The organism is Kitasatospora sp. NPDC088779 (genome assembly GCF_040685395.1).
Classification (GTDB): Bacteria; Actinomycetota; Actinomycetes; order Streptomycetales; family Streptomycetaceae; genus Kitasatospora.
Genome location: NZ_JBFBHW010000013.1, coordinates 21423 through 45450, shown reverse-complemented (window position 1 = coordinate 45450; position 24028 = coordinate 21423). Strand labels below are relative to the sequence as shown.

The 24028-nt window shown below is 73.2% G+C and carries 19 protein-coding genes; 6 read left to right on the top strand and 13 right to left on the bottom strand.

Annotation, left to right across the window (positions count from 1 at the left end; all coding sequences use genetic code 11):
- Nucleotides 1-36: 36 nt before the first annotated feature.
- A complete protein-coding gene (locus AB0P03_RS14735) occupies nucleotides 37-609 on the bottom strand; it encodes a hypothetical protein (RefSeq protein WP_363629181.1) in 573 nt (190 codons plus the stop codon).
- 210 nt (nucleotides 610-819) lie between these two features.
- On the opposite strand from AB0P03_RS14735, the gene AB0P03_RS14730 reads away from it, so the two are divergent.
- Nucleotides 820-1611 (top strand): DUF6348 family protein, encoded by a 792-nt coding sequence (locus AB0P03_RS14730; RefSeq protein WP_363629180.1) that lies wholly within the window; start codon nucleotides 820-822, stop codon nucleotides 1609-1611.
- Between the two features lie 34 nt (nucleotides 1612-1645).
- On the opposite strand, the gene AB0P03_RS14725 is transcribed toward AB0P03_RS14730, so the two are convergent.
- From AB0P03_RS14725 to AB0P03_RS14710, 4 genes are all read right to left on the bottom strand, one after another.
- On the bottom strand, nucleotides 1646-1843 hold the full coding sequence (locus tag AB0P03_RS14725) for a hypothetical protein (RefSeq protein WP_063347574.1): 198 nt from the start codon (nucleotides 1841-1843) through the stop codon (nucleotides 1646-1648).
- Between the two features lie 501 nt (nucleotides 1844-2344).
- Nucleotides 2345-3484: a PP2C family protein-serine/threonine phosphatase gene (locus AB0P03_RS14720; protein ID WP_350886172.1), complete on the bottom strand. Its 1140-nt coding sequence runs from the start codon at nucleotides 3482-3484 to the stop codon at nucleotides 2345-2347.
- Between the two features lie 384 nt (nucleotides 3485-3868).
- The gene (locus tag AB0P03_RS14715; protein WP_063347575.1) at nucleotides 3869-4354 is read right to left on the bottom strand and encodes a ribose-5-phosphate isomerase; all 486 of its coding nucleotides are present in this window, start codon (nucleotides 4352-4354) and stop codon (nucleotides 3869-3871) included.
- A gap of 44 nt (nucleotides 4355-4398) precedes the next feature.
- Entirely contained in the window at nucleotides 4399-4998 is a 600-nt protein-coding gene (locus AB0P03_RS14710; RefSeq protein WP_363586434.1) for a biotin transporter BioY, read from the bottom strand.
- A 382-nt stretch (nucleotides 4999-5380) separates the two neighbouring features.
- Between AB0P03_RS14710 and AB0P03_RS14705 the strand changes: the two genes are divergently transcribed.
- On the top strand, nucleotides 5381-6691 hold the full coding sequence (locus AB0P03_RS14705) for an amino acid permease (protein WP_363629278.1): 1311 nt from the start codon (nucleotides 5381-5383) through the stop codon (nucleotides 6689-6691).
- A gap of 63 nt (nucleotides 6692-6754) precedes the next feature.
- On the opposite strand, the gene AB0P03_RS14700 is transcribed toward AB0P03_RS14705, so the two are convergent.
- Nucleotides 6755-7321, bottom strand: coding sequence for a disulfide bond formation protein DsbA (locus AB0P03_RS14700; RefSeq protein WP_363620413.1), 567 nt, complete (start codon nucleotides 7319-7321; stop codon nucleotides 6755-6757).
- 291 nt (nucleotides 7322-7612) lie between these two features.
- On the opposite strand from AB0P03_RS14700, the gene pepN reads away from it, so the two are divergent.
- Nucleotides 7613-10177 carry an aminopeptidase N gene (gene pepN / locus AB0P03_RS14695; protein ID WP_363586435.1) on the top strand — a complete coding sequence of 855 codons (2565 nt, stop codon included), beginning with the start codon at nucleotides 7613-7615 and terminating at the stop codon, nucleotides 10175-10177.
- A gap of 56 nt (nucleotides 10178-10233) precedes the next feature.
- On the opposite strand, the gene AB0P03_RS14690 is transcribed toward pepN, so the two are convergent.
- Together AB0P03_RS14690 and acnA are read right to left on the bottom strand one after the other, a co-directional pair.
- Complete coding sequence (locus tag AB0P03_RS14690; RefSeq protein ID WP_363586436.1) at nucleotides 10234-11559, bottom strand: glycoside hydrolase family 18 protein; 1326 nt, start codon at nucleotides 11557-11559, stop codon at nucleotides 10234-10236.
- A 186-nt stretch (nucleotides 11560-11745) separates the two neighbouring features.
- Nucleotides 11746-14391, bottom strand: a complete 2646-nt coding sequence (gene acnA / locus AB0P03_RS14685; protein ID WP_363588329.1) for an aconitate hydratase AcnA — start codon at nucleotides 14389-14391, stop codon at nucleotides 11746-11748.
- A gap of 470 nt (nucleotides 14392-14861) precedes the next feature.
- Here acnA and AB0P03_RS14680 point away from each other — a divergent pair, with 470 nt between their 5' ends.
- Nucleotides 14862-15434 (top strand): superoxide dismutase family protein, encoded by a 573-nt coding sequence (locus tag AB0P03_RS14680; RefSeq protein WP_363629178.1) that lies wholly within the window; start codon nucleotides 14862-14864, stop codon nucleotides 15432-15434.
- Between the two features lie 9 nt (nucleotides 15435-15443).
- Here AB0P03_RS14680 and argF read toward each other — a convergent pair whose 3' ends face one another.
- The 3 genes from argF to AB0P03_RS14665 form a co-directional block, all read right to left on the bottom strand.
- Complete coding sequence (gene argF, locus AB0P03_RS14675) at nucleotides 15444-16445, bottom strand: ornithine carbamoyltransferase (RefSeq protein ID WP_363588333.1); 1002 nt, start codon at nucleotides 16443-16445, stop codon at nucleotides 15444-15446.
- Nucleotides 16446-16674: 229 nt separating this feature from the next.
- Nucleotides 16675-19410, bottom strand: coding sequence for a polynucleotide kinase-phosphatase (locus AB0P03_RS14670; protein WP_363629177.1), 2736 nt, complete (start codon nucleotides 19408-19410; stop codon nucleotides 16675-16677).
- On the bottom strand, nucleotides 19407-21005 hold the full coding sequence (locus tag AB0P03_RS14665) for a 3' terminal RNA ribose 2'-O-methyltransferase Hen1 (protein ID WP_363629175.1): 1599 nt from the start codon (nucleotides 21003-21005) through the stop codon (nucleotides 19407-19409). The genes AB0P03_RS14670 and AB0P03_RS14665 overlap by 4 nt, the downstream gene beginning before the upstream one ends.
- 176 nt (nucleotides 21006-21181) lie before the next feature.
- On the opposite strand from AB0P03_RS14665, the gene dapD reads away from it, so the two are divergent.
- Both dapD and AB0P03_RS14655 read left to right on the top strand, forming a co-directional pair.
- Complete coding sequence (dapD, locus tag AB0P03_RS14660) at nucleotides 21182-22171, top strand: 2,3,4,5-tetrahydropyridine-2,6-dicarboxylate N-succinyltransferase (RefSeq protein ID WP_363588339.1); 990 nt, start codon at nucleotides 21182-21184, stop codon at nucleotides 22169-22171.
- 452 nt (nucleotides 22172-22623) lie between these two features.
- Nucleotides 22624-22866 carry a hypothetical protein gene (locus AB0P03_RS14655; protein WP_363588341.1) on the top strand — a complete coding sequence of 81 codons (243 nt, stop codon included), beginning with the start codon at nucleotides 22624-22626 and terminating at the stop codon, nucleotides 22864-22866.
- Here the strand turns inward: AB0P03_RS14655 and AB0P03_RS14650 are convergent.
- On the bottom strand, nucleotides 22806-23450 hold the full coding sequence (locus tag AB0P03_RS14650) for a DUF6099 family protein (RefSeq protein WP_363629173.1): 645 nt from the start codon (nucleotides 23448-23450) through the stop codon (nucleotides 22806-22808). The two genes, AB0P03_RS14655 and AB0P03_RS14650, sit on opposite strands and share 61 nt — an antisense overlap.
- A 165-nt stretch (nucleotides 23451-23615) precedes the next feature.
- Entirely contained in the window at nucleotides 23616-24023 is a 408-nt protein-coding gene (locus AB0P03_RS14645; RefSeq protein ID WP_363588365.1) for a nucleotide pyrophosphohydrolase, read from the bottom strand.
- Nucleotides 24024-24028 lie beyond the last annotated feature (5 nt).

Genomic DNA, 24028 nt, shown 5'->3' with positions numbered 1-24028 from the left:
GCCCGGCGTCCGGGGGCGGAGGCCGGGAGGGCCGGTTCAGAGTCCGAGCCGGGCGGCCCGGGCGGCGGCCCGGTCGAGCAGCCGGTGGACGTCGGCCTCCCGGGTGGCGGGGCGGTCGTTGTACTCGTCCGGGGAGCGCGCCGGGCGGCCGGTCGCGTGCAGCACCTCCATCAGCTGGACCCGGGCGGTGCGCACGGTGGCCGGGGTGCCGTAGCCGTGCGCGAGGACGGCGGCCTGGGCGCCGAGCAGGCAGACCCGTCCGCGCGCGTCCCACATCGCGCCCTGCAGCCAGCCGTGGGCGCCGATGTAGCGGGAGGCGAGTCGCAGGTGGTCGGCGGCGCTGACCGGCACCGGGCGGGCCGGGCGGCGCAGCGCCCGGTCGAGCAGGGTGGCCCGGGGCTCCGGGTGGCCGGCGCACCACGGCCGCACGGTGGTGCCGTGGGGGCAGACGTGCGGCACCGGGTGGCGCGCGGGGGCGGGCAGCGAGGCGAGGTAGGCCTCGATCTCGGCGGCCAGGCCGGAGCCGTCCGGGCCCGCCAGAAGGGGCGGAAGGGGGGCCGGAGGGGCCGTCGGGAGCGATGACGGCCTCGTCGGGGCGGTGCGGGTCATGCGGGCTCTCCAGGCGGGCGGCAGGGCCCCGGCCGGCGGCCACAGGGCGGTTCCGCTTCCCAAAGTGGTGCATTCCAGACATTTCCGCGACTGGAGAACCGGGGAGACCGGACGGTTTCCCGCCTGGCTGCCGGGCCGATAGCCTCGGCGGCGTTCGAGCGCAGTTCGAGCGGGAGCTCACCCGCCGCGCTCCGAGGTGGAGGAGTCCCGGTGCGTCCCCAGGAGCGGCTGGCCGTCATACAGCGCTGTGTCGTCCGGGAGATGGCACGCCTCGGGCAGGAGTTCACCGCCGACGGCGAGGTGGTGCGCGGCCCGGGGACGACGGCGGTGGCGGTGCGCGAGCACCCCGGGGACGACGGCGCCGGCCACGTCGACCTCGGCTACGTGCTGCACCTGGGCCGGGCGGACGCCCCGGTGGTGTGGGACTGCGCGGCCGGCCTCGGCAAGACCGAGGAGGAGAAGCTCGCCAACGCGGTGAAGATGTGGGCGACCACCACCGCCTCGGTGCTGGTCGAACTGACGGACGGGCGCGGCGTGCACGCCGACCACGCGGACCACGCCGAACTCCAGGGCTGGCACGCCGTCCAGGGGCCGGCGGCGGTGTTCGGCTTCGGCAACGAGCACCTGGCGGGGTGGCTCGCCGAGCACCGGGTGCTGCCGGCGCTCGCGCCCGCGCTGCGGCCGCAGCTGGCCGGGCCGGGGCCGGTCGGGGTGAAGCTCTTCCTGGGCGGGAAGGCGGGCGACGACGTCGCCGAGGTCCGGGTCGACGGCGAGGTGTCGGAGGCCGCGTCGGCGGCGCTGCGCGCGATGGACTGGCCGCGGGGCGAACGACTGTGCTGGGCGCGGCTGTTCGTGCTGTTGACGGCCGATTCGGCGGCGCCGGGGCAGGCCGCCGCGGCGGGTGCCGCGGCACCCGCGCCGATGCGCGCCCCCGCCCAGGCGGCGGCCCGCCCCCGGGGACTGTTCGCTCGCTGGCGGGAGGCCAGACGGGCCGGCCGGTGATCCCCTCGCGGGGGTCGCGGACGGCCCGGCCGGGTCAGCCGCCGGTGATGCCCGAGATGCTGTGGGCGAGGTTCGCCAGCAGGGAGTTGATCGAGCCCGCGACCGTGGTCTCGTGCAGCATGAAGCCGAACAGGGCGGCGATGATGCCGTGCGCGATCTTCAGCTGCTTGTTGCGGATGAAGATGATGCACAGGATTGCGAACAGGACCAGCGCGGAGACGGAGAGTGCCACCCGGACTCACTTCCTCGTTTCATAGCGTGGTGCCGCCGCCCGGCGGCACCTGCGAAGCCGGACCCCGGCCTGTCCGACGGTCCCGAGGCGGAATCGCGGATCGACCGGCACACCACCGGCGAGGGAGCCCGGCGCGGTCGAACGTTGTCTGCCGTGCCGCACGTGACGCCCCCCATCCCCCGAATCCTGAACAGTCCCGCCCGGACTCAGTGTGGTCGACCGTGCCGATTGCGTAAAGGTCTGACAGTCAGCCCAACGCCGATATCCTGCGATGCGAGACGAGTTTCCGCCGACCGGGACGATAGCGGAGCCGTTCTGACGAATCGTCGGCGGGGCGGCGCTGAGCGGCCGGAAGGCGGCCGGGGGCGGGTAACGGAAGCCGCAGGTCCGGTCAGCCGAAGGGGCGGCCGATTTGGCCGAAGATCGGCTGCCCGGCTTGACAGCACGTGCCCGCGGCATGTGCCGGTCCGTCCGGCGACGGACGGCCGGGCCGAGGGGGCGTCAGTCGCGCCAGAGCAGCAGGACCGCGCGGTCGTCGTTGATGTCCCGGGCCACCGTCTCGATCAGCGCGGCCGCCGCACCGGCCCCCGCGCCCGGACCGCTGCCGGGCACCAGCCGGTCCGCCTCCCCCATCAGCCGGTCCATCCCCTCGGAGAGGTCCCGGCCCGGCTCCTCGACCATGCCGTCGGTGCACAGCATCAGCACGTCGCCGCGGTTCAGCCGGCCGCGCACGCCGTCGAACTTCGCGCCGTCGTAGATCCCGAGCAGCGGGCCCTCGGCCTCCTTGACCTCCCAGCGCCCGGCGCCCGCCAGCCGCTGCATCCCCGGCAGGTGCCCGGCCGACAGCAGCTCGTACTCGCCGGTGTCCAGGTCCAGCACCAGGTGGACGGCGGTCGCGAAGCCCTCCTCCCAGGACTGGCGCAGCAGGTAGCCGTTGGCGGCGGGCAGGAAGTCGTGCGCGGGCAGCGAGCCCACCAGGCCGCCGAAGGCGCCGGAGAGCAGCAGCGCGCGGGAGCCGGCGTCCATGCCCTTGCCGGAGACGTCCGCGAGGACCACCTCCAGCAGCCGCTGGCCCGGGCCGGTGCGGGCGGCGACCACGAAGTCCCCGGAGAAGGACTGCCCGCCGGCCGGGCGCAGCGCCATGTCGGCGTGCCAGCCGTCCGGCAGCTCCGGCACCCGGCTCTGCACCCGCAGCCGCTCGCGCAGGTCGAACAGCATGGTCGAGCCGCCCCACCAGGGCACGCCGACCCGGGCCCGGAACTGGGCCAGCAGCAGGCCGCCCACCCCGGCGGCGCCGACCACCAGGGCCGCGCCCGGGGTGACGCCGTAGATGTAGGCCTCGGGGTTCTCGCTGGCCACCCGCTGGCCGGTGTGGATCACCGACTCGGCGGACAGGCCGAGCGCCGCCAGCGCGTACAGCACCACCAGGCTGCCGGGGCGCAGCAGCAGCGCGCCGGCCAGGATCGGCAGGACCAGCGCGGTGGGCGGGGCCCAGGCGGGGATCCAGATGTTGAGCAGGATCAGCAGCGGGACGAGCAGGGCGAGCGCGCAGAGCACCGGCCAGTCGGCGGCGCCGCCGCGGAAGTAGTCCACACCGGCCGTGCGCAGCCTTCGGCGGACCCGGCGGAGCCTCCTGCGCAACCGGGCCGTCACGGGTCCGGACGCCGTGGCGGCGCCGGGCCTCGTCGCAGTCGTCTGGGGCGGTGCGCCCGGCGGTCTGCCAGCCATGGGGCCCGACCCTATCCACGGGCACCGCCCGGCGTCGACGGGCCGGACGCGAGCGGGTGTGCCGTGGCGCGGGTCCGTCAGCCGGTTTCGGCCGATCGCCGCGACGGCGGGCACGGCGTCAGGAGGCGTGCGCCGGTTGGGCGTACGAACCACGCGGGCGGCGCACGCGCCCCACGCGTACCGGCGTCGGCGCGCCCGGCCCTGTGGCCGATGACACAGCCGTACGGGCCCGGGAACGGCGGCGGCCGGCCGCGTGGAGCACGCGGCCGACCGACGGAGGGTGGACGGGGGGAGGGATCAGCCCTGCGGGTGGTGGGCCGGGATCGGCGGGAGCTCGCCGGTGGTCTCGTACTCGCTCAGCATCTCGATCCGGCGGGTGTGCCGCGGCTCGCCGCTGTAGGGGGTGTTGAGGAAGACCTCGACGAACTTGGTGGCCTCCTCCAGCGTGTGCATGCGGCCGCCGACGGAGACCACGTTGGCGTTGTTGTGCTCGCGGCCGAGCCCGGCGGTCTGCTCGCTCCAGGCCAGCGCCGCCCGCACGCCCTTGACCTTGTTGGCGGCGATCGCCTCACCGTTGCCCGAGCCGCCGATGACGACGCCCAGCGCCTCCGGGTCGGCGGCGGTGCGCTCGGCGGCGCGCAGGCAGAACGGCGGGTAGTCGTCCTCGGCGTCGTAGATGTGCGGCCCGCAGTCGACCGGCTCGTGGCCGGCCTCCTTGAGCCACTCCACGAGGTGGTTCTTCAGTTCGTATCCGGCATGGTCTGAGCCCAGGTACACGCGCATGCCATGAGTGTGGCATGCGCGTGCGCCCGGGCCCGGCAGGGGGCTCACCGCTTCGCGGCGAGCTTCCAGACCAGCGGCAGGGCCCCGGCGGCGAGGACGGCCTTCAGCGCGTCGCCGACCAGGTACGGGTAGAGGCCGAGCTCGGCCGCCCGGGCGAGCGGGACGTGCAGCGACAGGGCCAGGTACGGGACGCCGACCGCGTAGATGGCGAGGCTGCCGAGGACCATGGTGACGGCGGTGTTCACCGGGGTCCGGTCGGCGCCGCGGCGGGCCAGCTCGCCGGTCAGGCCGGCCGCCAGGACGAAGCCGAGCACGTAGCCGAGCGAGGGCATCGTCCAGCCGGAGGTGCCCTCGGCGAACCAGGGCATCCCCGCCAGGCCGGCCAGCAGGTAGAGGGCGAGCGAGGCGACGCCGCGGCGGGCGCCGAGCGCGGTGCCGACCAGCAGGGCGGCGAAGGTCTGGCCGGTGACGGGCACCGGCGAGCCGGGGATGTTCACCGACAGCTGGGCGGCCACGCCGGTCAGGGCGGCGCCGCCGGCCACCAGGGCCAGGTCGCGGGCCTGGGCGCCGAGGCGGGTGGTGGCGGCGGGCAGCAGGTCGGCGAGGACGGCGCGGCGCGGTATCGGGGTGGTGGCAGTGGCCATCGGGGGTCTCCTGTGGGGTGCTCAGGTGAGTGAACACCTGTGAACCTACGTGGTGATCCACTACGCCACCGCCACGGTTTCGGACAAAGCCCCGCCCTCGACCGTTGTCGGAACCGGCCCATTCCGGCCCGTACCGACGCCGTGTCACCGGTCGGACCCGTTCCGTCACCGCGTGGTCCGCATGGTGGGCCCGGGGTCCCCGTTCTTGGCATGAACAGAGGTGTCACCGGATATTGGACAGCTCATGCCGCATTCCGCACAGTCTGGATCCAGCCCTATGGCCCCCACCTCCGCGCCCAAGGCGTCCGGGACCACCGACGCCGACGGTGCCCCGGCCACCGGCCAGCAGCTCGCGCACGGCCTCAAGCAGCGCCACCTGTCGATGATCGCGCTGGGCGGGGTGATCGGCGCGGGCCTGTTCGTCGGCTCCGGCGCCGGTATCGCCGCCGCCGGTCCGGCGATCATCCTGGCGTTCACCCTCTCCGGCCTGCTGGTCATGCTGATCATGCGGATGCTCGGCGAGATGTCGGCCGCCCGCCCCGCCTCCGGGTCGTTCTCGGTGCACGCCGAGAAGGAGATCGGCCCCTGGGCCGGGATCACGGCCGGCTGGATGTACTGGGTGATGCTGTGCTGCGGCGTCGCCGCCGAGGCCACCGCCGCCGGGAAGATCGTCAACGGCTGGGTGCCGGGCGTCTCCTCCTGGGTCTGGGTCGGCCTGTTCATGGTCTTCTTCTGCGCCAGCAACCTGACCGCGGTGAAGAACTTCGGCGAGTTCGAGTTCTGGTTCGCCACCATCAAGGTCGCCGCGATCGTCGCCTTCCTGGTCCTCGGCGGGCTCGGCATCGCCGGGGTGATCGGCCCCGGCGCCCCCGGCGCGACCAACCTGACCGGCCAGGGCGGCTTCCTGCCCACCGGGGTCAGCGGGCTGATCGTCGGCCTGCTCGCCTCGGTCTTCGCCTACGGCGGGCTGGAGACCGTCACCATCGCCGCCGCCGAGTCCGACGACCCCCGCAAGAACGTCGCCAACGCGGTGCGCACGGCGGTGTGGCGGATCGCGATCTTCTACATCGGCTCGATGGCCCTGGTCGTCACCCTGGTCTCCTGGAAGGACCCGGCGGTGGTCACCGACGGCCCGTACGTCACCGTGCTGCGGCACCTCGGGGTGACCGGCGCCGGGACGATCATGGAGGTGGTGGTGCTGATCGCGCTGCTCTCCGCGATGAACGCCAACATCTACGGCGCCTCCCGGATGGCGTACTCGCTGGTCGGCCGCGGCCAGGGCCCCCGGGCGCTGGCCAAGATCTCCGGCGGGGTGCCGCGCCGGGCCGTGCTGGCCTCCTGCCTGTTCGGCTTCGGCGCCGTGCTGGCCGCCAAGTTCTGGCCGGAGACCGTCTTCACCTGGCTGATGAACACCACCGGCGTGGCCATCCTGGTCGTCTGGCTGTTCATCTGCCTGGTCCAGCTGCGGATGCGCCGCCGGCTGGAGCGCGAGGCGCCCGAACTGCTCACCGTGAAGATGTGGGGCTACCCGTACCTGACCTGGATCGCGATGGCCGCCGTCACCGGCATCCTCGCCCTGATGACCACCACCGAGGGCAACCGGCAGCAGCTGTACGCGGCCGGGGTACTGGTCGCGCTGCTGAGCGCCGCCGGCCTGGTCAAGCAGCGGCGGGACGCGGCCGCCGCCCGCTGACCCCGGCACGCACGAGGGCCCGGTACCGCCTGCTGCGGTACCGGGCCCTTCGCGCGCCCCGCGCTACTCGAAGGACGGGCCCGCCGTACGGGTCCGCTTGATCTCGTAGAAGCCCGGGGTGGAGGCCACCAGCAGGGTGCCGTCCCAGAGCCGGGCCGCGGCCTCGCCCTTCGGGGCCGGGGTGACCACCGGGCCGAAGAAGGCGACCCGCTCGCCGTCCACGCCCTCCACCGCGATCACCGGGGTGCCGACGTCCTCGCCGACCAGGGTGATGCCCTCCTTGTGCGAGGCGCGCAGGGCCTCGTCGTACGCGTCCGTGCCGGCCGCGTCCGCCAGCCCCACGGGAAGCCCGGCGGCCACCAGCGCCGCCTCGACCGTCTCCCGGTTCTGCGGCAGGCCCTGGTTGTGGAAGCGCAGGCCCAGCTCGGTGTAGAGCCGGCCCAGCACCTCGTCGCCGTGCTCCCGGGCGGCCGCGATGCACACCCGCACCGCGCCCCAGGCGTTGTCCAGCAGCTCGCGGTAGTTCTCCGGGAGGTCGCGGTCCTCGTTCAGCACCGACAGGCTCATCACGTGCCAGTTCACGTCCACCGGACGCAACTGCTGCACCTCGATCAGCCAGCGGGACGTCATCCACGCCCACGGGCAGGCCGGGTCGAACCAGAAGTCGGCGGTCTTGCGCTCAGCGGCAGTCGTCACGGCTGTCGTCCTTCGTGAGGTGATGACGAGGCAGGCAGGCGTGCCACCCCCACGCGTCAACACCCGCCCGCCGCCGCTGATTCCGGCCCCGCCGGGACGGCCTGTGCAATGGTACCGGCGAGGGAGGGCGTGAAAGGATGCCCCTGCGGGGCGCGGCACACCGCGCGCCGAGACCGCACCACCCACAGACGCACCACCGTGCGAGCCGGACAAAGGAGTACCGCCGTGCCGGGCAAGAACCTGAGCCGCGACGAAGCGCAGCAGCGGGCCAGCATCCTGGCCGTGGAGGGCTACCAGGTCCGGCTGGACGTGACCTCCGCCCCCGATCCGGAGGCCGCCACCTTCCGCTCCACCACCACCGTCACGTTCCGCTGCTCCCGGCCCGGCGCCGACACCTTCCTCGACCTGCTCGCCCCCGCCGTCCACGCCGTCACCCTCAACGGCCGCGCGATCGACCCGGCCACCGCCTACGACGGCGCCCGGGTGCACGTCGACGGCCTCGCCGCCGAGAACGTCCTCACCGTCGAGGCGGACTGCGCCTACAGCCGCACCGGCGAGGGCCTGCACCGCTTCACCGACCCGGTGGACGGCGAGACGTACCTCTACACCCACTACGAGCCGGCCGACGCCCGCCGGGTCTTCGCGACCTTCGAACAGCCCGACCTGAAGGCCCCGTTCGGCTTCACCGTCACCGCCCCCGCCGCCTGGGACGTCTGGTCCAACGCCGTCCACGACAAGGTCACCGAGGAAGGCGCCGCCCGCACCTGGGAGTTCGCGCCGACCCAGCCGATCTCCAGCTACCTCACCGCCGTCGTGGCCGGCCCCTACCACGTCGCCCGCGACCACTACAGCCGCGAACTCGCCGACGGCACCACCCTGGAGATCCCGCTCTCCGCGATGTGCCGCAAGTCCCTCGCCCAGTACTTCGACGCGGACGAGATCCTCGGCGTCACCAAGCTCGGACTCGACTTCTTCCACGAGGAGTTCGACTACCCGTACCCCTTCGGCAAGTACGACCAGGCGTTCGTCCCCGAGTACAACATCGGCGCCATGGAGAACCCCGGCTGCGTCACCTTCCGCGAGGAGTTCGTCTTCCGCTCGAAGGTCACCGACGCCGCCTACGAGGGCCGCGCCAACGTCATCCTGCACGAGATGGCGCACATGTGGTTCGGCGACCTGGTCACCATGCGCTGGTGGGACGACCTGTGGCTGAAGGAGTCCTTCGCCGACTTCATGGGCTCCTACGGCCTGATCGGCGCCCGCACCCGGTACTCCTCCGCCTGGGTCACCTTCGCCAACCAGCGCAAGGCCTGGGCCTACCGGCAGGACCAGCTCCCCACCACCCACCCGATCACCGCCGACATCCGCGACCTCGAGGACGCCAAGCTCAACTTCGACGGCATCACCTACGCCAAGGGCGCCGCCGTCCTCAAGCAGCTGGTCGCGTACGTCGGCTCCGAGGCCTTCTTCGAGGGCGCCCGCCGCTACTTCAAGCGCCACGCCTTCGGCAACACCGAACTCGGCGACCTGCTGGGCGTCCTGGAGGAGACCAGCGGCCGCGACCTCAAGGCCTGGGCCGCCGCCTGGCTGCAGACCGCCGGGGTCGACTCGCTCACCCCGCAGGTGACCACCGACGCCGAGGGCCGGATCACCGAACTCGCCGTCCTCCAGGACGGGGCGGTGCTGCGCCCGCACCGGATCGCGATCGGCCTCTACGACCGGGACGCCGACGGCTCCCTGGTGCGCACCGAGCGGTTCGAGCTCGACGTCACCGGCAACCGCACCGTCGTCGCCGAGGCCGCCGGCCGCCCCCGCCCCGCGCTGGTGCTGCTCAACGACGACGACCTCACCTACTGCAAGATCCGCTTCGACTCCGAGTCCCTGGAGACCCTGCGCACCGGCCTCGGCGACATCCACGACGAGCTGGCCCGGGCACTCGCCTGGTCCGCCGTCTGGAACCTCACCCGGGACGGCCTGATGCCGGCCCGCGACTACGTCGCCCTGGTGCTGCGCTTCGCCGGCCAGGAGGGCAACATCGGCGTGCTGCAGTCGCTGCACGCCCAGGCCAAGACCGCCGTCGACCTGTACGCCGACCCGGCCTGGCGCGGCGAGGGCGGCCGGCAGCTGGCCGACGGCGCCCTGCGCGAACTGCGCGAGGCCGTCCCCGGCAGCGACCACCAGCTGGCCTGGGCCCGCTTCCTCGCCCAGACCGCGGGCGGCGCCGAGCACCTCGGCCTGGTCCGCGGCCTGCTGGCCGGCAGCGCCCGGATCGACGGCCTGGAGGTCGACCAGGAGCTGCGATGGTCGCTGTGGCTGGCACTGGCCGCCGCCGGCCAGGCCGGCGACGAGGAACTGGCCGGAGAGCTGGCCGCCGACAACACCGCCAGCGGCAAGCGCCAGTACACCCAGTGCCTGGCCGCCCGGCCCACCGCGGAGGCCAAGGCCGCCGCCTGGTCGGCCGTGGTCGACTCCGACGAACTGCCGAACGCCCTGGTCGAGGCCGAGATCGCGGGCTTCGCGCTGCCCGCCCACCGCGACCTGACCGCGCTCTACGCGGCGCCCTACTTCAAGCTGCTGGAACGGGTCTGGGCCGAGCGGACCATCGAGATCGCGATGCGGATCGTCAGCGGGTTCTTCCCGCGCGCGCAGACCAGCGAGCAGACCCTGGCCGAGGCCGACGCCTGGTTGGACGGCCACCCGCAGGCCGCGCCGGCGCTGCGCCGCCTGGTCCTGGAGTGCCGCGACGACCTGGCCCGCGCGCTGCGGGCGCAGGCCTGCGACCGGGCCTGACCCAGGCGTGAAGGGGCCCGCCGTGCGGACACGGCGGGCCCCTTCACGTCGGGGCGTCAGTCGCGGCGCAGGCCGCGGTCCAGGGCGGCGATCGCGCTGCCCTGGGCGTCGTCGCCGTCCAGCGACCAGACCATCACGCCGCCCAGGTCGTTCCAGCGCGCGTACCGCGCCTTCTGGGTGAGCACCTCGGCGGTGTCGTAGCTGTAGAAGGTGGTGCCGTCGTACTTCCAGGACGCGCCGTGGTCGCGGTCCACGTACACCTTGCCGGGCAGCGCGTTGACCTCCCGGTAGGAGAGGTCGGGGGCGGCGGCGGTGGCGCTCTGGTAGAGGCCGCCGCGCTTGCCGGGCGCGACGCCCGTCCAGCCGTGGCCGTACAGCGGGGCACCGAGCACGATCTGCTCGGCGGGCAGGCCGCGCTCCTGGTAGTGGTCGACGGCCGTGTCGGCGCTGCGCCGGCGGGCGTCGGGGTCGGCCGGGTCGGAGTAGAGGTTGGCCTGGTGGTTGGCCGGGCCCTTGCCCTCCCAGGGGCCGTGCAGGTCGTAGGTCATCAGGTTGAGCCAGTCCACCGACTCGCTCAGCTCGGGCAGTTCGAGCCGGTCGGCGACGGTCTCGTTGGCGGCGACGGCGGCGGTCAGCAGGTAGTGCCTGCCCTTGTCGCCCTTCTTTCCGCCCTTCTTGCCGAAGTCGTCGAGCTGGCGCCGGAACTCCTGCATCAGCAGGGTGAAGTTGCGCCCGTCCTCGGGGCGGACCACGTTGCCCGCGTCCCCGCCGCCGCCCGGGTACTCCCAGTCGATGTCGATGCCGTCGAAGACGCCCGCGGCCGCGCCGGCGCCGCCCTCCGGGGAGCCGGGCAGGACCGGCACGTCGCCCTTGAGGTAGAGGTCGATGCAGGAGGAGACGAACTTCTTGCGCGCGGCGTCGGTGGCGGCCGCGTCGGAGAAGTACTTGGACCAGCTCCAGCCGCCGAGCGAGATGACCGTGCGCAGCTGCGGGTTCTTCGCCTTGAGCTTGCGCAGCTGGTTGAAGTGGCCCTTCAGCTTCTGGCCCGGGGCATCGGCCACGCCGTCGACCGAGTCGGCGGCGGAGAAGGCGCGCTGGTAGTCGTTGTGGGCGTCGCCCTGGCCGGCGTCGTTGCTCTCGAAGCAGGTGCCGTCGGCGGAGACGTTGCCGAAGGCGTAGTTGACGACGGTGAGCTTCCCGGCCTGGCCGGAGTCCTGGACGCGCTTGGCGGAGCTGTCGGCGCCCCACTGGGTGAAGTAGCCGACCCGCTGGCCCTTCAGCTTCGGGCCGTGCCCGCCGTCGGCGGCGTTGGCGGTGGCGGGGACGGCGAGCAGCGCGGCGACGGTGGCGGCGGCGAGCAGGGCTGAGGCGCGAGTGGGCATACCGGACCTGTTCTCTGAATGAGCGTCAATTGGTCTGGACCAGATGGGATAGAGGTTTAGTCCATCGCGGCACACCGCACAAGGGGCAGGACTCAGGAGAGGCAGCATGCAAAAGAGGCCGGACCGCGCGATGCGGTCCGGCCTCTCAGCCACCGGGGCGCTCAGCCCCCCGAACTAGAACTCGGTTCAGCCGATGAGCGAGCGCAGCACGTACTGCAGGATGCCGCCGTTGCGGTAGTAGTCCGCCTCACCGGGGGTGTCGATGCGGACGACCGCGTCGAACTCCTTGTCACCGGCCTTGACCTTGACGGTCTTCGGGGTGCGGCCCTCGTTGAGCTCGGTCACGCCGGTGAAGGAGAAGGTCTCCTCGCCGGTCAGGCCGAGGGACTCGGCGGTCTGGCCCTCCGGGAACTGCAGCGGCAGGACGCCCATGCCGATCAGGTTCGAGCGGTGGATGCGCTCGTACGACTCGGCGATGACGGCCTTGACGCCCAGCAGCGCGGTGCCCTTGGCGGCCCAGTCACGGGACGAGCCGGAACCGTACTCCTTGCCGGCCAGGACGACCAGCGGGGTGCCGGCGGCCTGGTAGTTCTGCGAGGCGTCGTAGATGAACGACACCGGGCCGTCGGCCTGGGTGAAGTCGCGGGTGTAGCCGCCCTCGGTGCCCGGCGCGATCTGGTTGCGCAGACGGATGTTGGCGAAGGTGCCGCGGATCATCACCTCGTGGTTGCCGCGGCGCGAGCCGTAGGAGTTGAAGTCGCGCTTCTCGACACCGTTGGCGGTCAGGTACTGCGCCGCCGGGGTGCCCGGCTTGATGTTGCCGGCCGGGGAGATGTGGTCGGTGGTGACCGAGTCGCCCAGCTTGGCCAGGACGCGGGCGCCGGCGATGTCGGTCACCGGGCTCGGGGTCTTGGCCATGCCCTCGAAGTACGGGGGCTTGCGCACGTAGGTGGACTCGGCGTCCCACTCGAAGGTGTTGCCGGTCGGGACCGGGAGCGACTGCCAGCGGTGGTCACCGGCGAAGACGTCCTGGTAGCCCTTGTCGAACATCGCCTCGTCGATGGAGCCGGCGACGGTGTCCGCCACCTCCCGCTCCGACGGCCAGATGTCGGCGAGGAAGACGTCGTTGCCGTCGGCGTCCTGGCCCAGGGCGTCGCGGGTGATGTCGATGTTCATGTTGCCGGCCAGGGCGTAGGCGACCACCAGCGGCGGGGAGGCCAGGTAGTTCATCTTCACGTCCGGGTTGATCCGGCCCTCGAAGTTGCGGTTGCCGGAGAGCACCGAGACGACCGCCAGGTCGGCCTCGTTGACGGCGGCCGAGACCTCCTCGGGCAGCGGGCCCGAGTTGCCGATGCAGGTGACGCAGCCGTAGCCGACCAGGTTGAAGCCCAGCTTCTCCATGTACGGGAGCAGGCCGGCCTTCTCGTAGTAGTCCATGACGACCTTGGACCCGGGGGCCAGGGTGGTCTTGACCCACGGCTTGACCGTGAGGCCCTTCTCCACGGCCTTCTTCGCCAGCAGGGCGGCGCCCAGCATGACGGAGGGGTTGGAGGTGTTGGTGCAGGAGGTGATCGAGGCGATCACGACCGCGCCGTTGTCGATCTCGTACTTCGACCCGTCGGGGGCGGTGACGAGGGTCGGCTTCGAGGCCTCGGCGGAGTAGGTCGGCAGCGCCTCGGCGAACCGGGTGGCGGCCTCGGCCAGGACGACGCGGTCCTGCGGACGCTTCGGGCCGGAGATCGACGGGACGACGGTGGAGACGTCCAGCTCCAGGTACTCGGAGAAGACCGGCTCGACCGACGGGTCGTGCCAGAGGCCCTGCTCCTTGGCGTACGCCTCGACCAGGGCGAGCTGCTGCTCGTCGCGGCCGGTGAGCTTGAGGTAGTTGATGGTCTCGGCGTCGATCGGGAAGATCGCGCAGGTCGAGCCGAACTCCGGCGACATGTTGCCGATGGTGGCGCGGTTGGCCAGCGGGATCGCGGAGACGCCCTCGCCGTAGAACTCGACGAACTTGCCGACCACACCGTGCTTGCGCAGCATCTCGGTGATGGTGAGCACCAGGTCGGTGGCGGTGGTGCCGGCCGGCAGCTGGCCGTTGAGCTTGAAGCCGACCACGCGCGGGATCAGCATGGAGACCGGCTGGCCCAGCATGGCGGCCTCGGCCTCGATGCCGCCGACGCCCCAGCCCAGCACGCCCAGGCCGTTGACCATGGTGGTGTGCGAGTCGGTGCCGACGCAGGTGTCCGGGTAGGCCTGGCCGCCGCGGACCATGATGGTGCGGGCCAGGTGCTCGATGTTCACCTGGTGGACGATGCCGGTGCCGGGCGGGACGACCTTGAACTCGTCGAAGGCGGTCTGGCCCCAGCGCAGGAACTGGTAGCGCTCCTTGTTGCGGCCGTACTCGATCTCGACGTTCTGGACGAAGGCGTCCGGGGTGCCGAACTTGTCGGCGATGACGGAGTGGTCGATGACCAGCTCGGCCGGGGCCAGCGGGTTGATCTTGGCCGGGTCGCCGCCCAGCTCCTTGACGGCCTCACGCATGGTGGCGAGGTCGACCACGCACGGCACGCCGGTGAAGTCCTGCATGATCACGCGGGCCGGCGTGAACTGGATCTCCTGGCTCGGCTGGGCGCTGGCGTCCCAGTTGCCGAGCGCGCGGATGTGGTCGGCGGTGATGTTCGCGCCGTCCTCCGTGCGGAGCAGGTTCTCCAGCAGCACCTTGAGGCTGTACGGCAGCCGCTCGGAACCCTCGACGGCGGAGAGCTTGAAGATCTCGTACGACTCGTCGCCCACCTGCAGCGAGCTGCGGGCGTCGAAGCTGTTCGCGGACACGACTGACTCCTTCTGGGTGCTTCGTGCGGTATCCGGCCGCCACGGTGGTAAGGTCAGCCTTACTTAGGCTTACCTTGCCCGCATCGCCGGCGAGCTCCGCTCGGCAAGTATCTTGATGTCGAGATATATCCTATGGGGCAGTTATCTCGATGTCGAGATAAACCATAGTGCATGCCGTCGCCTTCACCACCGCAGGCATGCCTGGGTCGATAGAAGCGCAGGTCAGCGGCCATTCCGGCGGCGGAGGCCGACAACCGCACCGCTGCCGGCCCACCACCGGCTCGGCACCGGCTCAGTGTCGACTCAGCACCGACTCACACCAGCTCACCACCGGAACCGCCGGTCGGCGACGGGACGAGCGGGGGCGCGCCCGCGCGGCCCGCTCGCCTCCGAGCCCGTTCGAGGGTGTCCGCCGGCGCCCGGCGCCGTTGAGCACGGTGTCCGTCACCCCGCCCGTGGAAGGCCCGTTGATGTCCACTCCGCTCGCCGCCGCGCTGCTGCCGCTGGCCCTGCTCGCCCCCGCCGCCGCCTCGCCGGCCCCCGTCACCCCGCGGGCCCCCATCGCCTCGCCCGTCTCCGTCGTCGAGGCCGCCTTCGACCCCGCGACGGCCTTCGTCCCGCCGACCGCCGTCAGCTACGCGGACGACCTCGTGCCGTACGGCGCGCACACCCGGATCGTCACCGACCGCTCCACCGCGGGGCGGACGGTGCTCACCATGACCGTCACCGGGCTCGCCCCCGACCACGAGTTCCCGGTGCACCTGCACACCGGCTCCTGCGGGGCCGACCCGGCCTCGTCCGGACCGCACTACCAGGACGCCGTGGACCCGGTGCAGCCGTCCACCGACCCCGCGTACGCCAACGGGCGCAACGAACTGCGGCTGGCGCTGCGCACCGACGCGCACGGCGAGGGCACCGCGACGGCCTCGGTGCCCTGGCAGCCCCGGCCGGGCGAGGCGCGCTCGCTGGTGATGCACGCGGGCACCCCGGCCGGCCCGCACGCGGCGGGCGACCGGGCGGCCTGCGTCAAGCTGGAGAAGTGAGCTCCTGCTTCAGGAGCCGAGGGTGGCGACCAGGACCGCCTTGATGGTGTGCAGGCGGTTCTCGGCCTGGTCGAACACGACGGAGTGCGCCGACTCGAACAGCTCGTCGGTGCACTCCAGCTCGGTCATGCCGGTCGCCTCGTACATCTGCCGCCCGACCACCGTGCCGAGGTCGTGGAACGCGGGCAGGCAGTGCAGGAACTTCACGGCCGGGTTGCCGGTGGCCCGGACGGTGTCCATCGACACCTGGTAGGGCTTGAGCAACTCGATCCGCTCGGCCCAGACCGCCTTGGGCTCGCCCATCGAGACCCAGACGTCGGTGTAGAGGAAGTCCACGTCGGCCACGCCCTCGGCCACGTCCTCGGTGAGGGTGATCCGGGCGCCGGTCGCCTCGGCCAGCGTCTCGGCCGCCTTCCGGACATCCTCGGCCGGCCAGAGGGAGCGCGGGGCGACGATCCGGACGTCCATGCCGAGCAGGGCGCCGGTGACCAGCAGCGAGTTGCCCATGTTGGAGCGGGCGTCGCCGAGGTAGGCGAGGGCGGTCCCGGTCAGCGGCTTGGTGCCGTGCTCGGTCATGGTGAGCACGTCGGCCAGCATCTGGGTGGGGTGCCACTCGTCGGTGAGACCGTTCCAGACCGGGACGCCGGCATTCGCGGCCAGCTCCTCGACGATCTCCTGGCCGTGGCCGCGGTACTCGATGCCGTCGAACATCCGGCCGAGCACCCGGGCGGTGTCCCGGATGGACTCCTTGTGGCCGATCTGCGAACCGGACGAGTCCAGGTAGGTGGTGGTGGCGCCCTGGTCGTGGGCGGCGACCTCGAAGGCGCAGCGAGTACGGGTGGAGGTCTTCTCGAAGATCAGCGCGATGTTCTTCCCGCGCAGCCGGGGCTGCTCGGTGCCCGCATACTTGGCCGCCTTGAGCCCGGCGGCGAGGTCCACCAGGAAGCGGAACTCCTGGGGCGTGAAGTCGAGCTCCTTGAGGAAGTGCCTGTTCCGGAGGTTGAAGGCCATACCGGGCTCCTGGGATGACGGGACGTACGGGAAAGTAGCAAGTCTATACGATGCTCGGAATTTCTATACACGGCGGGGGTGGGAGAGGGGGAGCCCCGCCGCGGACTCCCCCTCAACGCCCGGTCGGCCTACAGCCGCGGGCACCCTCAACGCCCGGTCGGCCTACAGGCGCGGACCTCCTGGACGCCGTCGGCCTACGGGCGCGGACCCCCTTCTGCGTCCGGTCGGCCTACAGGCGCGGATCGACCGGCTCGGACTCCAGCGCGAGCACCGCGAACACCGGCTCGTGCACCCGCCACAGCGGCTCGCCGGCCGCCAGCCGGTCCAGCGCCTCCAGGCCCAACGCGTACTCGCGCAGCGCCAGCGAGCGCTTGTGGCCCAGCGACCGCTCGCGCAGCCGGTCCAGGTACTCGGTGTAGTCCGGGCCGTAGACGATCCGCAGGTACTCCCGGCCGCGCACCTTCACCCCCGGCTGCACCAGCCCGCCCGGACGGCCCCCGCCCCGCTTCGTGCGCACCACCGAGGCCAGCGGTTTGACCACCATGCCCTCGCCGCCCGCCGCCGTCAGCTCGTCCCACCAGACCGTGGCGGCCGCCACCGAGGCCTCGTCCTCGGTGTCCACCAGGAGGCGGCCGGTGCGGTGCAGGACCGGTGCCCGGTCACCGTCCGTTTCGGACGCCGTCACGGACGCCGCTGCGAGCGCGGCTTCGGCCCTCGCTTCGGCCGCCGCTTCGGTCGCCGCTTCGGTCGCCGCTTCGTCGGCCGCGACCAGGCGGTCGATCCAGGCCAAGTGCTCGTCGTGCGGGCGTACGGCGAGGTTCGCCCCCTCGGCGGCCAGCACCTGGAACGGCGCCAGCCGCACGCCCGACAGCCCCTCGGTCGGCCAGCAGTACCGCCGGTACGCCTCGGTGAACGCCTGCGCGTCGGCCGCGCGCCGCCGCTGCTTGGCGGTCAGCTCCGCCAGGTCCAGCCCGCGACCGGCCGCCCGCTCCAGGGCCGCCAGCGCCTCCGGCAGGGCGGCGCCCGCCGCCGCGCCGACCGCCGCGTACTGGCGGCGCAGCAGTTCCACGGCCTTCAGCGACCAGGGCATCAGCTCGGCGTCCAGCAGCAGCCAGCCGGTGCCCAGCTCGTCGAACAGCCCCGAGCGCTCGGCGGCCACCCGCACCCGGCCCAGCACGGCCGCGGTCAGGCCGTCGTCGGCGAGGAACGCCCGGCCCGTCCTGGTCCAGATCGCGCCCGAACCGGCCACGCCGAAGCGCTGCTCCAGCGCCGCGTCGTCCCGGGCGACCAGCACCACCGCGCGGGACCCCATGTGCTTCTCCTCGCACACCAGGTGCCGCACGCCGTCCGCGCGGTAGGCGGCGAACGCCTCCTGCGGGTGCTCCAGGAAGCCGTCCCGGCGGGAGGCGGCGCTCGGCGCCATCGTCGGCGGCAGGTACGCCAGCAGCCGCGGGTCCAGCGCGAAGCGGCTCATCACCTCCAGCGCCGCCGCCGCGTTCTCCTCCCGAACGGCGACCCGCCCGTGCAGCCCGGTCTCGACGATCCGGCGGCCCGCCACGTCGGCGAGATCCAGCGGACGGCCCTCGCGGGCGCCCGGCGCGTCCGTGGACAGCGGACGCACCGGCGCGTACCACTCCCGCTCGGCCGGCACGCTCACCAGCTCCCGCTCCGGGTAGCGCAGCGCCGTCAGGGTGCCGCCGAACACGCAACCGGTGTCCAGGCAGACGGTGTTGTTGACGAAGCTCGCCGACGGCACCGGCGTGTGGCCGTACACCACCAGCGCCTTGCCCCGGTACTCCTCCGCCCACGGGTAGCGCACCGGCAGGCCGTACTCGTCGGTCTCGCCGGTGGTCTCCCCGTACAGCGCGTGCGAGCGCACCCGGCCCGAGTTGCGGCCGTGGTACCGCTCCGGCAGACCGGCGTGGCAGACCACCAGCGCGCCGCCGTCCAGCAGGTAGTGGCTCACCAGGCCGCGCATGAACTCCCGCGCCTCGGCCCGGAACTCCTCGGACTCGCCGGCCAGCTGATCCAGCGACTCCTGCAGACCGTAGGCGACGTTGACCTTCTTGCCGTCCAGCGCCCGGCCCAGCTTGTTCTCGTGGTTGCCCGGCACGCACAGCGCGTGCCCGGCCGCGACCATGCCCATCACCAGGCGCAGCACGCCCGGTGTGTCCGGGCCGCGGTCGACCAGGTCCCCGACGAACACGGCGGTACGGCCCGCCGGCGGCACCGCGTCCACCGGCCGGCCCCCGGCGTCCCGGGTCAGCGTGTAGCCGAGGCGGATCAGCAGGGTCTCCAGCTCGGAGCGGCAGCCGTGGATGTCACCGACGATGTCGAACGGGCCGGTCAGGTGACGCAGGTCGTTGTAGCGCTTCTCCAGCTCCACCTCGGCCGCCGCCACCTCGGCCGCGCCGCGCAGCACGTGCACCTTGCGGAAGCCCTCGCGCTCCAGGCCGCGCAGGGAACGGCGCAGCTCGCGGTGCTGGCGCGGGACGACGTGGGCCGGCAGCCGGCGGTCCGGGCGGGAGCGGTTGCGCTCGGCGCACACGCCCGGCGGGACGTCCAGCACGATCGCGATCGACAGCACGTCGTGCTCGCGGGCGATCCGCACCAGCTGGCGGCGTGCCTCGGGCTGGACGTTGGTGGCGTCCACGACGGTCAGCCGGCCGGCCGCGAGGCGCTTGCCGACGATGTAGTGCAGGACGTCGAAGGCCTCGGCGGAGGCCGACTGGTCGTTCTCGTCGTCGGCGACCAGGCCGCGGCAGAAGTCGGAGGAGACGACCTGGGTGGGCAGGAAGTGGCGGCGGGCGAAGGTCGACTTGCCGGCGCCGCTGGTGCCGATCAGGACGACGAGGGAGACGTCGGTGACGGGGAGACGGCGGGGGGCGGGGTGGTCCTGGGGCTGACCCTGGTCGTGCTCCTGGTGCTGGTGCTGCTCGGACGTCGGGGTCGCTTCGTCGGTCATCGGGATTCGCCTCCTTCGGGCGCCGGGTCGGTCGGGGTGTGCTCGGTCGCGGCCGGGTCGGTCCGGGTGGCGCCGGTCGGGGTGTGCTCGGTCGGGGTCTGCTCGGTCGGGCTGGTGCCGAGGCGGAACAGGGCCAGCTGGGTCGGCGCGCCGACCTCCCCGTCCTCCGGCCCCACCGGGCGCAGCACCACCGTGTAACCGAACACCGCCGCGACCCGCTCGGCCCACGCGCGGAACTCGGCGCGCGACCACTCGAAGCGGTGGTCGGCGTGCCGGACAGCGCCCGCTGGCAGGCTCTCCCAGCGGACGTTGTACTCGGCGTTCGGCGTGGTGACGACCACCGCCCCCGGCCGGGCCGCGCCGAACACCGCGTACTCCAGGGCGGGCAGCCTGGGCAGGTCCAGGTGCTCGACCACCTCGCACAGCACCGCCGCGTCGAAGCCCTTCAACCGGGCGTCCGTGTACGTCAGCGCGCCCTGCGCCAGCGTCACCCGGGCCGCCTGCCGCTCCGGCATCCGGTCCAGGCGCAGTCCGCGGGCCGCCGCCTGCAAGGCCCGCGCCGACACGTCCACGCCGAGCACCTCGGTGAACCGGGCGTCCTTCAGCAGTTCGCCGATCAACTCGCCCCGGCCGCAGCCGAGATCGGCGACGCGGGCCGCGCCCACCTCCCGCAGGGCGGCGAGGATCGCGGCGCGGCGCTGCCCGGCGAGGGACGGCGGCCTGGGCTCCGATGTCGCCCCGGCGGCCTCCTCCGGCTCCTCCGGCCGCTCGTCGACCGCGTTGTCGACCTCCTCGGGCTCCCGGTCGTCCGCCTCCGCCAGCCGGGCCAGCTCCAGACGCTCCATCGCCACCCGGGTCAGCGCCCGGCTCCGGGACAGGTAGCGGCGGGTGATCAGGTCGCGCTCCGGGTGGGCGGCCAGCCAGCCCTCGCCGGCGGCGAGCAGCTTGTCCACCTCGTCCGGGGCGACCCAGTAGTGCTTGGCGCCGTCCAGCACCGGCAGCAGCACGTACAGCTGCTGGAGCGCGTCGGCGAGCCGCACAGCGTCCGAGACCAGCGTGAGCCGCACGTACCGGGACTCGCCCCACTCCGGGAACGCCTCGTCCAGCGGAAGCGCCACCGCCTCGACCCGCCAGCCCAGCGGCTCGAACAGCCGGACCGCCATCGCCGGGCCACCGCCCTCGCCCGCGCCGTTCGCGGGCACCGCGGGCAGCGTGATCCGCAGCGGGCGCGGCCGGTCCGCCAGCCCGGGCCGGGCCGGGCAGGCGCCCTTCATCGCGGACCGGAACACCGTCCGCAGCGCCACCGCGAGCAGCGAGGACGCCGCGTACGGGCGGTCGTTGACGTATTGGGCGAGCGCGAAGTCCGGCGAACCGCCGCGCCCCTTGCCCCGGCCCTTGCGGACCAGCGCGATCGGGTCGACGTCCAGCAGCAGCGCCGCCGTGCAGACGTCGTCGCCCGCCTCGGGGTAGAAGACGTGCGCCTCGCCGTGCGACGTCGCGAACCGCTGGACCTTGCCCGGGTGCTTGTGCAGCAGGAAGCCGAGATCGGTGGCCGGGCCCTCGACGCTGCCGGTGGTGGAGATCGACATGAACACCCGCCCGAGTATCGCCGAGCAAACCTCCGCTGAACACCGGGTTTTCCGGCTCGGCGGCCGTCCGCCGCAGCCCGTCGGTGGCCGTGTACGCACGGCGGGGGCGTGCCGACCGACGGCCGCGTCCGTACGACGGGCGTGTTCGGCAGCAGGGCCCCGCATTGGTTAACGTGCACGGTGTGACTGCTGAATCGACCTCCCTCCCGAACGGGGCCGTGGCCGCCGGCCTGGCCACCATCGCCGCCGACGGCACCGTCCTCGACACCTGGTTCCCCGCCCCCGCCCTGGCCGCCGAGCCCGGCCCGGCCGGCACCGTCCGCCTGACCGCCGAGCAGGCCGAGGCCGAACTCGGCGCCGGCGCCGCCGAGGCGCTGCGCGCCGACCCGCGCCGCGGCGTCGAGGTGGTCGCCGTGCGCACCACCATCGCCTCGCTCGACGAGAAGCCGCTCGACACCCACGACGTGTACCTGCGCCTGCACCTGCTCAGCCACCGCCTGGTCAAGCCGCACGGCCAGAACCTGGACGGCGTCTTCGGGCTGCTCGCCAATGTCGCGTGGACCAGCATCGGCCCCGTCCCGGTGGACGCGGTCGAGCAGGCCCGCCTCGCGGTCCGCGCCCAGGGCGGCCAGCTCGCCGTGTACGGCATCGACAAGTTCCCGCGGATGACCGACTACGTCGCCCCGTCCGGTGTGCGCATCGCCCACGCCGACCGCGTCCGCCTCGGCGCCCACCTGGCCGCCGGCACCACCGTGATGCACGAGGGCTTCGTCAACTTCAACGCCGGCACCCTCGGCACCTCCATGGTCGAGGGCCGGATCAGCGCGGGCGTCGTCGTCGGCGACCACAGCGACATCGGCGGCGGCGCCTCGATCATGGGCACCCTCTCCGGCGGCGGCAAGCAGGTCGTCTCGGTCGGCGAGCGCTGCCTGCTCGGCGCCAACGCCGGCATCGGCATCTCGCTCGGCAGCGACTGCGTCATCGAGGCCGGCCTCTACGTCACCGCCGGCACCCGGGTCACCACCCCGGACGGCACCGTGGCCAAGGCCGTCGAGCTGTCCGGCCAGGACAACCTGCTGTTCCGCCGCAACTCGCAGACCGGCGCCGTCGAGGTCATCGCCCGCTCCGGCTCCTGGGGCGGCCTCAACGCCGACCTGCACGCCCACAACTGACCTGCGGGACCACACCATCGGGGTTCGGAGCCGACTCGGGCTCCGGACCCCGAGTGCGTTCTGCGGCTTTCGGCGGGCGTGCGGGCCCCCTCCCCCCTCCCCCTCCCTCCCCTCCTTCCCCTCGCCCGAAGCCTTGGCCCTGTCCCGGCTTGCTCGGGCACCCGGCTTGCTCGGGTTCCCGGCTTGCTCGGCGCCGAGCAAGCCGGGAGTGTCTCGTCGCGCGCCTAGCCCAGGCCGCTTCGCGGCGGCAAGCCGGGATCACCCGGGAGGCTTACGGCGTAACGGAGTTGGACCACATCGGGTGGCGCGCGGTGACCGGCCGCCGGAGCGGTTCGTTGGTTGCTGCGGCGGGGGCGTGTGCCTCGGTGGCCAGGCATCAGGCACCCCCGCTGCGCGGGCCGAGCCACCGTCGGCCGCTTCACGCCGCACTACCGATCCGAAGAGGTCCCGTCATGACCGAACCAACTGCCACGCCGCAGCTCCCGAGCAGCCCGGCGGGCTCGGCCGCCGGCACCTCGTCCGGGCCCGCCGCGCAGAAGAGCCTGCTGGAACAGTTGCACGAACTGCTCGCCTCGGTGTCCGCGGATCTCGCCGAGTTACAGTCCCCCGGCATCCGGGAGGACGGCCCGGCCGCCTATCCCACCGGTACGGACACCTCCTCCTCCGACGCTCCGGCCACGCCAGGCACCCGATAGTCCGGCGCCTGCTCCTCCCCCGTCGGCCCGCCCTCCCCCGTCGGCCCGCCCTCGTCCGGCGGGTCGAGCCGGACCACGAGTAAGGGCGAGCCCCGCTCGGCCGGCGCCCCGCCGAGCACCGCGCCTTCCTCTCCCTCCAACCTGCCCGCCACCTTCCGCAGCCGCCCGGCCAGGTCCTTGCACTCCGACACCGCGTCCACACCGTCGATGCACGTCCAGTAGAGGCTCTCGGTGTCGGCCCCGCAGGCCAGCACCACCAGCGTCTCCCCGACGTCCCGCAGCAGCCCGTCCAGCGCGCCCAAGGCCGGTGCCAGCTCGCCGAGTTCGGTGAGCCGCCCGGCCCGGCCTCCGCTCAGCACGGCGGCCCTGACGACCGAGCGTTCCAGGCAGACCGCCGCGTGCGCCGCGGCCTCGGCCAGTTGCTGCCCCAGCCCGGCGAGCTCGTCGTCGTCCAGCTCCGCCAGCCTGGCCCCCACCGCCTCGGTGAGCAGCGCGGCCTGCCGCGCCTCGGCCAGCACATCCGGTACGTGTCTGGCCTCGGCCAGGGCGTGCCGGGCCCTCTTGATCAGTCGCAGCGCCTCCATGGCCGCCACTCCTTTCGCTCGCTGTCGCCGTGGGACCACCACCGCCGGTGGGGCGGGCAGGTGGTCACGGCGAAAGCGTGCGGCGAAGTCGGCGAGGCCGCATCCGTCATCGGGAAAGCTGTGGACAAGTCCGGGGCTGTGGATAACTCCCGTCCCTCACAAGGATTATTCGTCCACGTCCGGGTTGACACCCGCCCCGCCCTGGTCGGCGTCCGCCGGTCCGTCCGGCACCGGGAAGCGGAGCTCGTTCCGCTCGATCTTGGCCGCGAGGGCCTCCAGCGGATCCACCCCGACCACCGTGCAGAACTGCACCAGGTACGCGAGGACGTCCGCGACCTCGTCCCGCACCCGGTGGGCCCGCTCCGGATCGGACATCACCGCGGCCGCCTGCTCGGGCGTCGACCACTGGAAGATCTCCAGCAGTTCGCCGGCCTCCACGCTCAGCGCGGCCGCCAGGTTCTTCGGCGTGTGGAAGGGCTCCCAGCGCCGGGCCGCCGCGAAGTCCGCCAGCCGCTGCCGCAGGGCCTCCAAGGTCGGCCCGGTGGGCCCGGCCGGTTCCCCCGGCCTCGTCACTCGTT